This window comes from Serratia sp. NA_112.1 (genome assembly GCF_052691715.1).
Window position 1 is genome coordinate 156,220 of record NZ_JBQZFO010000001.1, and the last position, 15,462, is coordinate 171,681.

Consider the following 15,462-nt stretch of genomic DNA (forward strand, 5'->3'; position numbering starts at 1 on the left):
GGCCGGTATCCCCGGCCTTAATTACTTCTATTGGAATATCGACCATGGCATGTGGCGAATTTGACCTCATTGCCCGCTATTTTGACCGGTTTAAGAGTCTGCGCCGGGATGTACAGTTGGGCATTGGAGATGACTGCGCACTTCTGACAGTGGCAGAAAAACAGCTTTTGGCCGTCAGTACCGACACTCTCGTTTCGGACGTTCACTTCCTGGCGGATATCGATCCCGCCGATCTCGGCTACAAAGCACTGGCAGTTAACCTGAGCGACCTGGCAGCCATGGGTGCCGATCCCGCCTGGCTTTCACTGGCGTTAACCCTGCCGGAGGTGAATGAACCCTGGCTGAAGGCGTTCAGCGATAGCCTGTTCGAACAACTTAATTATTACGGTATGCAGTTGATTGGCGGCGATACCACACGCGGCCCGTTAAGCATGACGTTAACCATTCACGGTCTGATCCCGGCCGGGCGGGCATTGACCCGCAACGGTGCGCGTATCGGAGACTGGATTTACACCACAGGTACGCTGGGTGACAGCGCCGCCGGTCTGGCTGTGCTACAGGAACGCTTGCAGGTAACAGACGCCGAGGCACGCAATTACCTGGTTGGCCGTCATCTGCGGCCTCAGCCACGGGTATTGCAGGGGCAGGCACTGCGCGATCTGGCCAGTTCGGCGATTGATCTTTCCGACGGCCTGATTTCTGACCTGAAGCATGTGCTGAAAGCCTCCGAGTGCGGTGCGCGCATCAATCTCGATGAGTTGCCTTTGTCGCAGGCGTTAAGCAGCCATACGGATGCCGATCAAGCATTGCGCTGGGCGTTGACCGGCGGTGAGGATTACGAACTCTGCTTCACCGTGCCGGAAATCAACCGTGGTGCACTGGAGGTGGCGTTAAGCCATCTGGGCGCTGACTATACCTGTATTGGTCAGATTGGCCCGCTTTCCGAAGGCATCAAGTTCTACCGCAGCGATGAAGCGGTGGAACTGCCGTGGCACGGTTTCGACCATTTCAGCGAAGGGCAGGCGTAACATGGATGAAGCTAAGCGCCGCTTGCGGATGAGCAATCCGTGGCACCTGCTGGCCACCGGCTTTGGCAGCGGTTTGTCGCCGGTGATGCCGGGCACCATGGGCTCACTGGCGGCGATCCCATTCTGGCTGCTGTTGATCCAACTGCCATGGCAACTGTATTCGCTGTTGGTGATGTTCAGCATTTGTATTGGCGTCTACCTGTGCCATCAGACCGCCAAAGATATGAAGGTGCACGACCACGGCAGCATCGTTTGGGACGAGTTTGTCGGTATGTGGATTACGTTGATGGCATTGCCGGTCAACGACTGGCAGTGGGTCGCGGCAGGTTTCGTGATTTTCCGTATTTTGGATATCTGGAAGCCATGGCCGATCCGCTGGTTTGATCGTAATGTGCACGGCGGCATGGGGATCATGGTCGACGATATCGTCGCCGGGGTCTTTTCCGCCGGTATCATCTACCTGATTGGCCACCACTGGCCGCTTGGGTTGTTCTGATTTTGAGGGCACAGTTCAATGCTGCGCCCTTGAACCCTCCTGGTTATTCAAATCCTGTCACGTGGTGCGGTACGTAGGCTGTTTCCAGCTCGGCAATCTCCTCCGCCGTTAGCTCGAGATCGACAGCGGCAATGGCGTCTTCCAGATGGTCATGGCGTGAAGCACCGATAATCGGCGCGCTAACGACAGGCTTGCTCAACAGCCACGCCAGTGCGATTTGCGCACGGGGCACACCACGCTCTTCGGCAATACTGGCCACGCGTTCGGCAATGATGGCGTCGATGCCCTCGGTTTCATCGTACAGATTTTTACCGACCTGATCGGATACCAACCGTGCAGTAGTTTCTCCCCAGGGGCGGGTTAAGCGGCCCCGTGCCAACGGGCTCCAAGGCATCACTGTAATGCCTTCGGCAGCGCACAATGGCAACATCTCACGCTCTTCTTCGCGCTGGATCAGGTTGTACTGGTTCTGCATGCTGACGAAGCGTGTCCAGCCGTGCAGATCGGCGGTATACAGCGCCTTGGCAAACTGCCAGGCGTACATCGATGATGCGCCGATATAGCGCGCCTTACCGGCTTTCACCACATCGTGTAACGCTTCGAGCGTTTCTTCCAGCGGCGTTTCATAATCCCAACGATGGATCTGCAACAGATCAACGTAGTCGGTGCCCAGGCGCTTGAGGCTGTCGTCGATAGATTGCATGATTTTGGCGCGCGACAGGCCGCGTTCCAGGTTGCTCAGGGGGAAATAGACTTTGGTAGCGATCACCACCTGGTCGCGGCGGGCATAATCACGCAGTGCCTGGCCGACGATCTCCTCACTGCTGCCGTCGGAGTAGCTGTTGGCGGTGTCAAAGAAGTTGATGCCGGCATCCAGCGCCTGTTTCAGCAGCGGTCGGCTGCTTTCCTCCGGTAACGTCCAGGCATGGTTGCCACGGTTGGGTTCGCCGTAGGTCATGCAGCCCAGACAGATACGTGAGACGTTCAGGTCAGTTTTACCCAGTTTCAAATACTTCATGTTTGCCTCCCGGTGTCAGCACAGAACTTTAACTGTAGCGGATTTCCGGGTGACAGAAATAAAAACGCCCCCGCAAAGCGGAGGCGTCGATCGAGCAGGGGCGAGGATTATTGCGCCAGCCAGACCTCAATTTGCCGCTGTATACCGGTGGCGTCCAGACACAGATCGACTCGGACTTCTTCCTGGCTGCCCTGGGAGACAAAGAAGTCCGGCAGGCCGATATTCAGCACCGGTATCATGCGGCGCTTGGCCATCAGCAACTCGTTCACGCCGCTGCCGGCACCGCCCATAATGGCGTTTTCTTCCAGCGTGACCAGTGCGTCGTGGCTGGCAGCCAGTTCCAGAATCAGCTGTTCGTCCAGTGGCTTCACAAAGCGCATATCCACCAGCGTCGCGTTGAGCGTTTCCGCTACCTGCGCGGCTTCCGGCAGCAATGTGCCGAAATTCAGGATCGCCAGTTTTTCACCTTCACGACGGACAACGCCTTTGCCGATCGGCAGAGAGTTGAGAGGCTCCAGTGGTGCACCGGTACCATTGCCGCGTGGATAACGTACGGCGCTTGGGCCTTCGTTATAGTGATAGCCGGTGTACAGCATTTGACGGCACTCGTTTTCATCACTTGGCGTCATGATCACCATGGTCGGGATGCAACGCATAAATGACAGATCAAAGGCCCCCTGGTGAGTCTGGCCGTCAGCGCCGACAATACCGCCGCGATCGATGGCAAACATTACCGGCAGCTTTTGAATGGCGACGTCATGGATCAACTGATCGTAAGCCCGCTGCAGGAAGGTAGAATAAATTGCTACCACCGGCTTATAGCCGCCAATGGCCAAACCGGCAGCGAAGGTCACCGCATGCTGTTCGGCAATCGCCACGTCAAAATATTGCTGCGGATAGTCGCGGGAGAACTGCACCATGCCCGACCCTTCACGCATGGCCGGGGTGATGGCCATCAGCGAGCTGTCTTTGGCGGCGGTTTCACACAGCCAGTCGCCAAAAACTTTTGAATAGGTCGGCAGGCCGCCGGCGCTTTTCGGCAGAGTACCGCTGGCCGGATCGAATTTTGGCACCGCGTGGAAGCTGATCGGATCTTTTTCCGCCGGGGCGTAACCACGACCTTTTTTGGTCATGATGTGCAGCAGCTGCGGGCCTTTCAGGTCACGCATGTTTTTCAGCGTGGCAACCAGCCCCTGGACGTCGTGGCCGTCGACCGGGCCGATATAGTTAAAGCCCAGCTCTTCGAACAGCGTGCCCGGAACCACCATGCCTTTCAGGTGTTCTTCGGTGCGCTTGACCAGCTCTTTAATCGGCGGCAGGCCGGACAGCACTTTTTTGCCGCCTTCACGCAGGGTGGAGTAGAGCTTGCCGGACAGCAGTTGCGCCAGATGGTTGTTCAGCGCGCCGACGTTTTCCGAAATCGACATTTCGTTATCGTTCAGCACCACCAGCATATCCGGGTCGATGTCACCGGCGTGGTTCATGGCTTCAAACGCCATGCCGGCGGTGATCGCGCCATCGCCGATCACGCAGACCGTACGGCGATTTTTGCCTTCACGTGCAGCGGCGACCGCCATGCCGAGACCGGCACTGATCGAGGTGGAGGAATGACCGACCGACAGTACGTCGTATTCACTTTCTGCCCGCCACGGGAAAGGGTGCAGGCCATTTTTCTGGCGAATGGTGGCGATTTTATCGCGGCGACCGGTCAGAATTTTATGTGGGTAGGCCTGGTGGCCAACGTCCCATACCAGATGATCGAAGGGGGTCTGGTACACATAGTGCAATGCCACCGTCAGTTCAACGGTACCCAGCCCGGAGGCAAAGTGGCCGCTGGAGCGGCTGACGCTGTCCAGCAGGTATTGCCGAAGTTCGTCACACAGCTTCGGTAGGCTCTCTTTTGGCAGCGAACGGAGTTCATCCGGATTTTCCGCTAGCGCCAAGGTCGGGTATTTGGCTATATCAAGACTCATTCGATACTCATATCAGAGGATTTTACCCTTCATCTTTCAAGGTACAGCGGTGTTGACCGCCTTCTCTCACCCCAGTCACTGGAATGACCCAGCTCCAAGGGATTCGCTCAGTTGTCGCCTGGCTGCAACTTGAAATCTATTGGGCATCACGTCACACGTTAATTGTCGCGTTCAATAATGAAGCTGGCTAACGCTCGCAATGGCGCTGTGTTATAAGATTGTGCTGCCAAAGTGTCTAATGCAGCTAAAGCTTCCTGATAGAGATCCCACGCTTTTGCTTTCGCGCTGTCAAGCCCGAGCAAAGCTGGATAGGTGCTCTTTCCGTGTTGCTGGTCCGCGCCCTGGCGTTTACCGATTTTTTCGGTTTCGCCGACCACATCCAAAATATCATCCTGTACCTGGAACGCCAGGCCAATCGCGGCGGCGTAGCGGTCAAGCTGCACCAGCGCGGCACGGCCAGGTTCACCGGCGGCTAACGCCCCAAGGCGAACGGCTGCGCGAATCAAAGCGCCGGTTTTGTGACGATGGATTTGCTCCAGCGCTTCCAGACCAATTTGCCGGTCTTCGGCTTCCAGATCCAACGACTGGCCGCCACACATGCCGGCCACGCCGCTGGCGGTTGCCAGTTCGGAAATCATCGCCAGCCGGTCGCGCAGTGCCACGTCGGGCATCTTGGCATCGGCCAGAATGGAAAATGCCAGCGTCTGCAGGGCATCGCCGGCTAAAATGGCGTTGGCCTCACCAAATTTGATGTGGCAGGTCGGCTGACCGCGACGCAGATCGTCGTCGTCCATCGCCGGCAGATCGTCATGGATCAGTGAATAGGCGTGAATGCATTCTACCGCAGCGGCGGGCGCATCCAAATTATTCAGTGATACGCCAAACATCTGTCCGGTGGTGTACACCAGGAACGGACGCAGGCGTTTACCGCCCAGCAGCGCGCCGTGACGCATTGCCGCCACCATGTTGCCATCATTGAACGGCAGCGGCGCGATAAAATTCAGCAGCGTGCGGTCGGCCCGCTGGCGCAGGGCCTGCAACTGGTCAGAAAAAGCGGTCTGTTGGGCAGTCTCGGACATGATGATTACTCGGCATCCGGTGTGAAAGGCGTCAGCGCCGCATCATCGGCGCTGTCGTTAAGCAAAATCTGTACGCGTTGTTCTGCCTGCTGCAGTTTCTGCTGGCCCTGGCGTGCCAACTGTACGCCGCGTTCGAACTCATTGAGCGCGTCTTCCAGCGGTAACTCACCCGATTCCAGACGCGTGACGATGTTTTCCAACTCGCTGAGGGAGCTTTCAAAGCTGACGCTTTGCTCTTTACTGTCTGATTGTGCAGGTTTTTTTGGCATAATTTTCTTTTTACATCATCATGTGAGCAGTGGCGCCAGAGCCTATCTTAGCGGGTCTTGATTGGCAAATCATGGCGCACATGTGTGGTTTTGTGCACCGAGCCCCACCAGATAGTGGTATACTCAGCGCCGCAAATGCGATTGATAAAACATTCGGCAGCCCCGTTGGTTTTATCAATCGCATATACATTGTAAATCCTTTTCCCTCGTAATTCTGACAATAAAGACCGCCATGAAGTTTATCATTAAATTGTTCCCGGAAATCACCATCAAGAGCCAATCTGTGCGCTTGCGCTTTATCAAGATCCTCTCGACCAGTATTCGTAACGTCCTGAAGCAGTATGATGAAACACTGGCGGTTGTCCGTCACTGGGATCATATCGAAGTTCGCGCCAAAGATGAAAACCAGCGGCCGGTGATTGCCGACGCGCTGACGCGCATTCCCGGTATCCACCACATTCTGGAAGTGGAAGACCGCGACTATACCGATATTCACCACATTTTCGAGCAGACGCTGGAAGCCTACCGCGAGCAACTGGAAGGCAAGACCTTCTGCGTGCGTGTTAAGCGCCGTGGCAAGCAGGACTTTAATTCGCAGGACGTGGAGCGTTACGTCGGTGGTGGTCTGAACCAGCATATTGAAAGCGCGCGGGTTAAGCTGTCGCATCCGCAGGTGACGGTCAATCTGGAAATCGAAGACGACAAGCTGATGCTGGTGAAAGCCCGCCGTGAAGGCATCGGCGGCTACCCGGTCGGCACTCAGGAAGACGTGCTGTCGCTGATTTCCGGTGGTTTCGATTCGGGGGTTTCCAGCTATATGTTGATGCGCCGTGGTTGCCGCGTGCATTATTGCTTCTTCAATCTGGGCGGCGCGGCGCATGAAATTGGTGTGCGCCAGGTGGCTCACTACCTGTGGAACCGCTTTGCCAGTTCGCACAAGGTACGCTTTATCGCTATCGATTTTGAACCTGTGGTTGGCGAGATCTTGGAAAAGGTCGAAGACGGCCAGATGGGCGTAGTGCTCAAGCGCATGATGGTGCGTGCCGCTTCGCAGATTGCCGAACGTTATGGTGTGCAGGCGCTGGTGACCGGTGAAGCGCTGGGACAGGTATCCAGCCAGACGCTGACTAACCTGCGCCTGATCGACAACGCGTCCGATACACTGATCCTGCGTCCGCTGATCTCTCACGACAAAGAGCACATCATCAAAGTGGCGCGTGAGATTGGTACCGAGGACTTCGCCAAGACCATGCCGGAGTATTGCGGTGTGATCTCGAAAAGCCCGACGGTGAAGGCGATTAAAGCCAAGATCGAAGAAGAAGAAGGGCACTTTGACTTCAGCATTCTTGACCGTGTGGTTAGCGAAGCCAAAAACGTGGATATTCGCACCATCGCCGAGCAGACTCAGGAGCAGGTTACCGAAGTCGAAACCGTGGCGGAGTTCGATGCCGACCAGGTGATTCTGGATATTCGTTCTAACGACGAGCAGGAAGACAAACCGCTGAAACTGGATCAGGTTGAGGTGAAACCGCTGCCGTTCTACAAACTCAGCACCCAGTTTGGCGACTTGGATCAGAGTAAAACCTATCTGCTGTACTGTGAGCGTGGCGTAATGAGCCGCCTACAGGCGCTATATTTGCTGGAACAGGGCTTCACCAACGTGAAAGTTTACCGCCCGTAAGTCATTCAGGGGGCGCATCTGCCGCCCCCGTGATTTAATCGCGGAAATCGTACATTCCAGGTATCAATACCAGCTGAGCGGCGATCTCCGCCGCTTTGGCTTTCCCCAGCAACAAATCAATCAACTTTAGCGCAAACTCCATTGACGTTCCCGGCCCCTGGCTGCTGAGTAGGTTAACGCGCGGATCGAACACCACACGTTTTTCTATCCATTTGTCGGCCGGGATCTGTTCTTTCAGCCCCGGGAACCCGGTCATATTGCCGATGGGGAACAAATTGTGGTGTTGCAGCACCAGTGCCGGCGCTGCACAGATGGCAGCGACGATATTGCCCTGCAGGTGCATCTGACGCACTTTCTCCACCAGCAGCGGGCTGTCGCGGAAGCACTCGGCACCTTTCAGGCCACCGGGCAGCACAATGGCGTCGAAAGGCTCGTCCACAATCGACACCAGCGGCGCATCGGCCAGCAGTTTTACCCCGCGTGAACAGACAATAGTCAGGTCGCCATCGCCGGCTACGCTGGCGGTGGTCACTTTAATACCCGCCCGCACCAGCAAATCTATAGTGGTGACGGCTTCGATTTCTTCGCTACCAGGTGCCAGGCAGACCAGCGCCGATACGCTCATATTCATTTTCCTTTCGCTTAATCAATTCAAACAGGCGTGCGTTCTCTGGCAGAGTCACGCCGTAGCTACGCGCGCGGCGCAGCAGGTAACCGGTAATGTAGTCGATTTCGGTGTGTCGCTGGGTGCGGATATCCTGCAGCATCGAAGAGACGTTGTCCGCGGTGCTTTGGATCACCTCCATGACGTACTGCTGCAAGCCCTCGCATGAGGTGTGGTAGCCCTCCATTTCCATCACGCTGGAGACCTCGCGGCAGATCAGCTCGATTTGTTCGGGATAGCGTTGCAGATCGCCATTATGGCAATTATACAGCGCCGTTAGCGGGTTAATCACGCAGTTGACCGCCAGCTTGCGCCAGTTCGCCGAGGCGATATTATTGTGCCAGGCGACGTCAGGCAGGGCCTGGTGCAGCACTTCTGCCAGATGGCTCAGTGATTGCGCCGCCGGTGAGGTCGGGCCGATATGAGTGATGCCGCCGGCGACATGGATAATAGTGCTGCCATCATGGCGCGCCGCATGGGTGGTGGTGCCCTGCAATATCGGTTGGTTGTTCGCCGGCAGTTCGTCCTGGGTGCCCATGCCGTTATGCAGCAGCAGGATGGCGCAGCGTGGGTTCAATTTTGGCAGCAGCGTGCTGACCGCGCTGGAGACCTGCCAGGCTTTCAAGGTGACCAGCAGCAGTTCGCTCTGGGCTAAATGTTCAGGGTTGTTGGTGGGTAAATTACGGTTGAACGAAGCGCCTTCCGGCTCAATCACGTTCACTGCGCAGAAGGGTTGTGGCACCCGTAGCCATCCCTGTACATCGTGACCCTGCCGATAAAGCCGGGAGAGCCACAGTTGTCCGAGCGCGCCGCAACCAAGAATAGTTATTTTCATCCAGACTCCTTGGGGTAACGGGAATATCGCTCAATGACTGTCTTATAATTATAGACTTTTCTGCTGTTCGACGGCTTATCCACCGGTAGCTTCAGCAGATTTTGTCTGAGACGCTAAAGCGGTTATCATGCTCGGCATCGAAATCGCCTATCGCATTAGGCTCTCATTCAGGAGGAAGAAGTATGCCATCTTTCGACATTGTTTCCGAAATTGATATGCAGGAAGTGCGTAACGCCGTCGAGAACGCCACGCGCGATCTGGGCACCCGTTGGGATTTCCGCAACGTGCCGGCCAGCTTTGAGCTGAACGAAAAAGACGAAAGCATTAAAGTCGCCAGCGAGTCTGATTTCCAGGTGCAGCAGTTGCTCGATATTCTGCGTGAAAAGCTCAGTAAACGCAGCATCGAAGGCAGCGCACTCGAGATCCCGGAAGAAATGACTCACAGCGGTAAAACCTATAGTGTGGATGCCAAGCTGAAGCAGGGGATTGAAAGCGCCCAGGCGAAGAAGCTCGTCAAACTGATCAAAGACAGCAAGCTGAAGGTCCAGGTACAAATTCAGGGCGATGAAGTGCGGGTGACCGGCAAATCACGCGACGATCTGCAGGGCGTGATGGCGCTGGTGCGCGGTGCCGATCTCGGACAGCCGTTCCAGTTCAAGAACTTCCGCGATTAAGGTTTTTGCGAAAGTGAAGATCTTGAAGGGTCAGCTTGCTGACCCTTCAGACTGATGACAAACCTCATTCCTGCCCAGAGCGAGTAGAGGTTGATAAATAAAAATCAGGAAAATCAATTTATTGATTTTCGGCTGATCACCACAAAGCAGGAAAAACCACGTTTTTTCCTGCTTTGTCAGCAACCAAAAGGGCCAGCTTGCTGGCCCTTTTGGTTATAGTGAATTCACCAACGCTTCCAATTGGACTCGGTTAGTCTGTTTGGTATCGACCTTCACGTAGGCACTGCGCTCTTCCGGCACCACTATCGCTTCCGCCACGCCCGGTTGGGCTTTCAGGCGGCTTTCCAACGCGGAATCCTTCACGGCCAGTTCCGACAGCGTAATACGTAGGCTGCTGACGTAAGGCGGTTCTTGCATGGTACTGCTGACCAAAAACCAGACAGCCGCCAACACCGCTCCGGCAATAAACACCAGCCCCGCACCCTGCAGGCCATACAGCAAGCCACCCAGGCTGCCGCCGATCGCTACGCCGATAAACTGGCTGGTGGAGTAAACCCCCATCGCCGTCCCTTTATAGCCGGCCGGAGACTCTTTACTGATCAGCGAAGGTAGAATCGCTTCCATGACGTTAAACGCTATAAAGAACAGCTGTACGCCGGCAATGATGCCCCACAGGTGCGCGCCGGACAGCCACAGCAGCACTTCCGCACAGAACAATACCGCTACGCAACCCATAAAGACCTGCTTCATGCGGCGTTTCTTCTCGGCATAAATGATAAATGGCACTACGGCGGCAAAAGAAACCAGCATGGTGACCAGGTAGACAATCCAGTGTTGGCTCGGTGCCAGCCCGGCTTTTTCCATCGCCAGTGGCAGCGCCACGAAGCTGGACATCAGCAGGATATGCAGACACATGATGCCGAAATTGAGCTTCAACAGCCGGGAGTTGCTCAGTACCTTGCTGAAGCTGCCGCGTACGATGCTCGATTCCCGGTTCAGCACGTGGTGGCTGGCCGAAGGGACCACCGTCAGAGTGATCACGATGCCGGCCAATGCCAGCACGGCAATCATCCAGAACAGCGCATGCAGGCCAAAGGCGTGGGTGACGATTGGACCAACGACCATCGCAATAGCGAAGGTAATACCGAAGCTGACGCCGATAAACGCCATTGCCTTGGTGCGGTTCTGTTCCCGCGTCAGGTCTGACAGCAGTGCCATCACTGCGGCGGCAATAGCGCCGGAGCCCTGCAATGCCCTGCCGAGGATCACCCCCCAGATGGAGTCGGTCGCGGCGGCAATGACACTACCCAGCGCAAAGATCAGCAGCCCGCCGACAATCAGCGGTTTGCGGCCGATACGATCGGAGATCAGGCCGAAGGGGATCTGAAACACCGCCTGCGCCAGGCCATAAATACCGATGGCGATACCGATCAGGGTTTCGCTGGCGCCGTTCAACGCCATACCGTAGGTGGTCAGTACCGGCAACACCATAAACATACCCAGCATGCGCAGTGAGAATACCGTGCCTAATCCCCAGGTCGCTCGTCGTTCCAGCGGGGTCATTGCATTATCGTTCATTAAAACCTCATTAAAAGCCATTCTGTCAGGCTATCGGTGATAACGCCTGAGGGGATAGCTTCTGTCAAAGCTGCGTCATTTTAGTGTGAAGGGCAGGGGGGGTAAATCTAATGTTGTTTAGCAGATATTACAGCTCTCCCTTCATGTTTGAAGCTACAGCGGTGTTGGCTGCGAGTACTTACCTCGGTCACTTGGTTGGCCAAGCTCCCGAGGATTCGCATTCTTGCCGCTTTGCTGCAGCTCCAATCATTTCGGGAGTAAACGGACTTCTGAACCGACAAATAAAATGGGCCGCGAAAGCGGCCCATTCACAGACGATTTGGCTTACCAGACGTACGTCATCAACGCTTCCGGCGCGGCTGTCGCGCTGAAGTCGATAGACATCATTACGCTTAGCGAAGTGATGGCAACAATCGAGAACACAAACAGCTTGCGTGCCCAAATGCTGTCATTTTCGGTTTTGTAACCACGCAGTGCCATGCCCAGCCACCATACGCTTACCGCCGCAGCGACGATCAGATATTTGTAGCCGGCGTAGCCGCCCAAGGTCAACATCAGGGTGGCAATCATAAACGCCACAATGTAGACCGTGATGTGGTTCTTCGCCACCGAAATGCCTTTCACTACCGGCAGGACCGGAATGTTGGCTGCCTGGTAATCTTTAAAGCGGAAGATGGCAATCGCATAGGAATGCGGCATCTGCCACAGGCTAAAGATAGCCAGCAGGATCAACGCACCGGCATCGAACTCGTTGGTGACTGCGCAATAACCGATAACCGGTGGCGCAGCGCCCGACAGGCTGCCGATCAGCGTGCCGTAGACCGAGTGGCGTTTCATGTACAGGCTATAAACGCCGACATAAACCACGAAGCCCATCACCGCCAGCCACATGGCCAGCGGGTTGGCACCGATATACAGCAACGCAAAGCCCGCAATACCCAGAGCGGTAGCATAAACCAGGCTTACACTCGGCGCGATCAGGCCCTTAACCAGCACCCGATTCTTCGTTCTCTCCATTTTCTTGTCGATGTCGCGGTCAATGTAGTTGTTAAATACACAGCCCGAAGCGACAACCAACGAGACCCCAACCAGGGTGGCGAGAAACAGGGGATAGTCGATGCTCCCTTTTGAGGCGAGCAGGAATCCCCCGACGACAGAAACTAAATTGCCGAAAATAATTCCTGGTTTGGTTACTTGCAGGTATTGCTTAATCATCACGTCCAGCTCTGCTCTTAATCGACCATCATATTGATGTTGAGGTTGTACATAATCCAGAGTGAACCCACAACAACGATACCGATGATCATAGCGGTGAACAGCAATGCCACCAGGTTCCAGCGCTCTTCCGATGAGGTATTCATGTGCAGGAAGTAAATCAGGTGAACAACCACCTGAATCACCGCCATGCCGACTACTACCGCCAGGATAGTGGAGTGAGAGGCGGTGCCGCTCATCACCATCGCAAATGGAATCACCGTCAGGATGATCGACAGAATAAAGCCGATCAGATAGGTCTTGACGCTACCGTGGCTTGCGCCGCCGTGAGAAGTTTCATGGGATGAATGACTCATGACATAACCCCCAGCAGGTAAACAACGGTGAAGACGCAGATCCAGACCACGTCCAGGAAGTGCCAGAACAGGCTCAGGCACATCAAACGGGTTTTGTTGGTTGCGGTCAGGCCACGCTTGCTGACCTGAATCATCATGATGATGATCCAAACCAGACCGGTAGTTACGTGCAGACCGTGGGTTGCAACCAGAGCGAAGAAGCTGGAGAGGAACGCGCTGCGATCCGGACCATAGCCTTCAACGATCAGGTGATGGAATTCGTAGATTTCCATCGCGACGAAGCCCAGACCGAACAGGAAGGTCAGGAACAGCCAGGTGTTAACGCTGCTAACCTTACCTTTGTTCATGCCGATCATCGCCATACCGTAGGTGATGGAGCTGAACAACAGCAGGAAGGTTTCAACCAGGACAAACTTCAGATCGAAGATGTCTTTGCCAGAGGGACCGCCAGCGGTTCCGTTCACCAATACTGCATAAGTCGCAAATAAGCTCGCAAACAAAATACAGTCGCTCATCAGGTAGATCCAGAATCCGAAGACTTTGGTCTCTCCTGCGTCGTGGTGCCCATGCTCTGCATGGGCTGCGTTATGGTTAGTCAGAGTATCAGTTGACATGTTTCACGCCTGCTTTGCTGATTTGTTCATAGTGTTGGTTTTCAATGCGCTCGATCTCATCAACCTGCACATAGTAATCAACATCTTCATCGAAGCTCTTGGCAATCCAGGTCACGATCATACCTACGAAGGCAGCGATCGCCATCCACCAGATTTCCCAGATCATCGCGAAACCAAATACCAGGCTGAAGCCAGCAATAATCACACCGGCACCTGTATTCTTCGGCATATGAATCGGTTCGTATTTAGCCGGTTTCTTATAAGCTACGCCTTTTTCTTTCATGTCCCAGAATTCATCACGGTCATGAATCTGCGGCACTACGGCAAAGTTATAGAACGGCGGTGGAGACGAAGTCGCCCACTCCAGCGTACGAGCACCCCATGGGTCACCAGTCAGGTCACGGTTCTGCTCACGGTCACGCACACTGACGAACACCTGAATCACTTGGCACAGGATACCGCAGGCGATCAGAGCCGCGCCGCCCGCCGCTACCAGCAGCAGTGGGTGGAACTCTGGGTTGATGTTCTGGCTGATACGACGAGTCATACCCATAAAGCCCAGAGCATACAGTGGCATAAAGGCCACGAAGAAGCCGATGATCCAGAACCAGAACGCACGGATACCCCATTTTTCGTTCAGCGTGAAGCCGAAGGATTTAGGGAACCAGTAGGTCAGGCCTGCGAAACAACCGAACACCACACCACCAATGATAACGTTATGGAAGTGGGCAATCAGGAACAGACTGTTGTGCAGCACGAAGTTCGCGCCCGGCACGGCCAACAGAACACCGGTCATACCACCCACGGAGAAAGTGATGATGAAGCCGATGGTCCACAGCATAGCGGAGTTGAGCTGAATGCGGCCCTGGTACATGGTGAACAGCCAGTTGAAGATTTTCACCCCGGTAGGGATGGAAATGATCATGGTGGCGATACCGAAGAAGGCGTTTACGTTCGCGCCGGACCCCATGGTAAAGAAGTGGTGCAGCCATACGATGAACGACAGAACGGTAATCGCGATGGTTGCCCATACCAGTGAGGTATAGCCGAACAGGCGTTTTCTTGAGAAGGTCGCGGTAACTTCAGAGAACACACCAAACACTGGCAGAACCAGGATATACACCTCTGGGTGACCCCAGGCCCAAATCAGGTTGATGTACATCATCATGTTGCCGCCCATATCATTGGTAAAGAAATGGGTGCCCAGGTAGCGATCCAGGGTCAGCAACGCGATGGTAACAGTCAGAATTGGGAAAGAAACGATGATCAGGACGTTAGTACACAGAGCCGCCCAGGTGAACACCGGCATCTTCATCAGAGGCATGCCAGGAGCACGCATCTTCAGAATGGTGGCGAAGAAGTTCACACCGGTCAACAGGGTACCAATACCGGAAATCTGCAGGCTCCAGATCCAGTAGTCGACCCCGACGCCAGGACTGTATTCCTTACCCGACAGCGGTGGATACGCCAGCCAACCTGTTTGCGCGAACTCACCAACCCCCAGAGAGATGTTGATCAGCACTACGCCCACCACGAAGAACCAGAAGCTCAGGGAGTTCAGGAACGGGAAGGCAACGTCGCGCGCACCGATTTGCAAAGGTACCACTACGTTCATCAGACCGACCACGAAAGGCATCGCCATGAAGAAGATCATGATGACGCCGTGGGCGGTGAAGATTTGGTCGTAGTGGTGCGGCGGCAGGAATCCGGCCTCGCCGGCGGACGCAAGCGCCTGCTGACTACGCATCATGATGGCATCGGCAAAACCACGCAGCAACATAACCATTGCCACGATGATGTACATGATACCAATTTTTTTATGGTCAACCGAAGTCAACCAATCGTTCCATAGCCATTTCCACTTGCCGAAATAGGTTATCAGCGCCAGCAGTGCCAGGCCCCCAATAACAATTGCAGCAACGGTGACCATGATGATCGGTTCGTGGTACGGAACCGCATCAATCGTTAATTTTCCCAACATC

The 15,462-nt window shown here is 55.1% G+C and carries 15 protein-coding genes; 4 read left to right on the plus strand and 11 right to left on the minus strand.

The window, feature by feature from the left end:
• Positions 1–44: 44 nt before the first annotated feature.
• Complete coding sequence (gene thiL, locus ACUTQ5_RS00805; RefSeq protein WP_445649694.1) at positions 45–1,028, plus strand: thiamine-phosphate kinase; 984 nt, start codon at positions 45–47, stop codon at positions 1,026–1,028.
• 1 nt (position 1,029) lies between these two features.
• Complete coding sequence (gene pgpA / locus ACUTQ5_RS00810) at positions 1,030–1,524, plus strand: phosphatidylglycerophosphatase A (RefSeq protein WP_085115444.1); 495 nt, start codon at positions 1,030–1,032, stop codon at positions 1,522–1,524.
• A 43-nt stretch (positions 1,525–1,567) separates the two neighbouring features.
• Here the strand turns inward: pgpA and ACUTQ5_RS00815 are convergent, their stop codons facing one another.
• From ACUTQ5_RS00815 to xseB, 4 genes are all read right to left on the minus strand, one after another.
• Positions 1,568–2,542, minus strand: a complete 975-nt coding sequence (locus ACUTQ5_RS00815; protein ID WP_445649695.1) for an aldo/keto reductase — start codon at positions 2,540–2,542, stop codon at positions 1,568–1,570.
• Between the two features lie 107 nt (positions 2,543–2,649).
• Complete coding sequence (gene dxs, locus ACUTQ5_RS00820; RefSeq protein WP_445649696.1) at positions 2,650–4,515, minus strand: 1-deoxy-D-xylulose-5-phosphate synthase; 1,866 nt, start codon at positions 4,513–4,515, stop codon at positions 2,650–2,652.
• Between the two features lie 158 nt (positions 4,516–4,673).
• Positions 4,674–5,594 carry a (2E,6E)-farnesyl diphosphate synthase gene (gene ispA / locus ACUTQ5_RS00825; RefSeq protein ID WP_445649697.1) on the minus strand — a complete coding sequence of 307 codons (921 nt, stop codon included), beginning with the start codon at positions 5,592–5,594 and terminating at the stop codon, positions 4,674–4,676.
• Positions 5,595–5,599: 5 nt separating this feature from the next.
• The gene (gene xseB / locus ACUTQ5_RS00830; RefSeq protein WP_445649698.1) at positions 5,600–5,863 is read right to left on the minus strand and encodes an exodeoxyribonuclease VII small subunit; all 264 of its coding nucleotides are present in this window, start codon (positions 5,861–5,863) and stop codon (positions 5,600–5,602) included.
• Between the two features lie 232 nt (positions 5,864–6,095).
• On the opposite strand from xseB, the gene thiI reads away from it, so the two are divergent.
• Positions 6,096–7,544, plus strand: coding sequence for a tRNA uracil 4-sulfurtransferase ThiI (gene thiI / locus ACUTQ5_RS00835; RefSeq protein ID WP_135315379.1), 1,449 nt, complete (start codon positions 6,096–6,098; stop codon positions 7,542–7,544).
• A gap of 34 nt (positions 7,545–7,578) precedes the next feature.
• On the opposite strand, the gene yajL is transcribed toward thiI, so the two are convergent.
• Positions 7,579–8,169: a protein deglycase YajL gene (gene yajL, locus ACUTQ5_RS00840; protein ID WP_445649699.1), complete on the minus strand. Its 591-nt coding sequence runs from the start codon at positions 8,167–8,169 to the stop codon at positions 7,579–7,581.
• On the minus strand, positions 8,132–9,043 hold the full coding sequence (gene panE, locus ACUTQ5_RS00845; protein ID WP_445649700.1) for a 2-dehydropantoate 2-reductase: 912 nt from the start codon (positions 9,041–9,043) through the stop codon (positions 8,132–8,134). The genes yajL and panE overlap by 38 nt, the downstream gene beginning before the upstream one ends.
• Before the next feature lie 182 nt (positions 9,044–9,225).
• On the opposite strand from panE, the gene ACUTQ5_RS00850 reads away from it, so the two are divergent.
• Positions 9,226–9,717, plus strand: a complete 492-nt coding sequence (locus tag ACUTQ5_RS00850; RefSeq protein WP_012005524.1) for a YajQ family cyclic di-GMP-binding protein — start codon at positions 9,226–9,228, stop codon at positions 9,715–9,717.
• A 213-nt stretch (positions 9,718–9,930) separates the two neighbouring features.
• Here the strand turns inward: ACUTQ5_RS00850 and ACUTQ5_RS00855 are convergent, their stop codons facing one another.
• The 5 genes from ACUTQ5_RS00855 to cyoB form a co-directional block, all read right to left on the minus strand.
• Positions 9,931–11,295, minus strand: a complete 1,365-nt coding sequence (locus tag ACUTQ5_RS00855) for an MFS transporter (protein ID WP_445649701.1) — start codon at positions 11,293–11,295, stop codon at positions 9,931–9,933.
• 324 nt (positions 11,296–11,619) lie between these two features.
• Positions 11,620–12,510 (minus strand): heme o synthase, encoded by an 891-nt coding sequence (gene cyoE, locus ACUTQ5_RS00860; RefSeq protein WP_445650235.1) that lies wholly within the window; start codon positions 12,508–12,510, stop codon positions 11,620–11,622.
• Between the two features lie 17 nt (positions 12,511–12,527).
• Positions 12,528–12,866 carry a cytochrome o ubiquinol oxidase subunit IV gene (locus ACUTQ5_RS00865; RefSeq protein WP_012005527.1) on the minus strand — a complete coding sequence of 113 codons (339 nt, stop codon included), beginning with the start codon at positions 12,864–12,866 and terminating at the stop codon, positions 12,528–12,530.
• Positions 12,863–13,480 (minus strand): cytochrome o ubiquinol oxidase subunit III, encoded by a 618-nt coding sequence (locus tag ACUTQ5_RS00870; protein WP_046374351.1) that lies wholly within the window; start codon positions 13,478–13,480, stop codon positions 12,863–12,865. Before ACUTQ5_RS00870 ends, ACUTQ5_RS00865 begins: the two co-directional genes overlap by 4 nt.
• The gene (cyoB, locus tag ACUTQ5_RS00875; protein WP_445649702.1) at positions 13,470–15,461 is read right to left on the minus strand and encodes a cytochrome o ubiquinol oxidase subunit I; all 1,992 of its coding nucleotides are present in this window, start codon (positions 15,459–15,461) and stop codon (positions 13,470–13,472) included. Before cyoB ends, ACUTQ5_RS00870 begins: the two co-directional genes overlap by 11 nt.
• Position 15,462 lies beyond the last annotated feature (1 nt).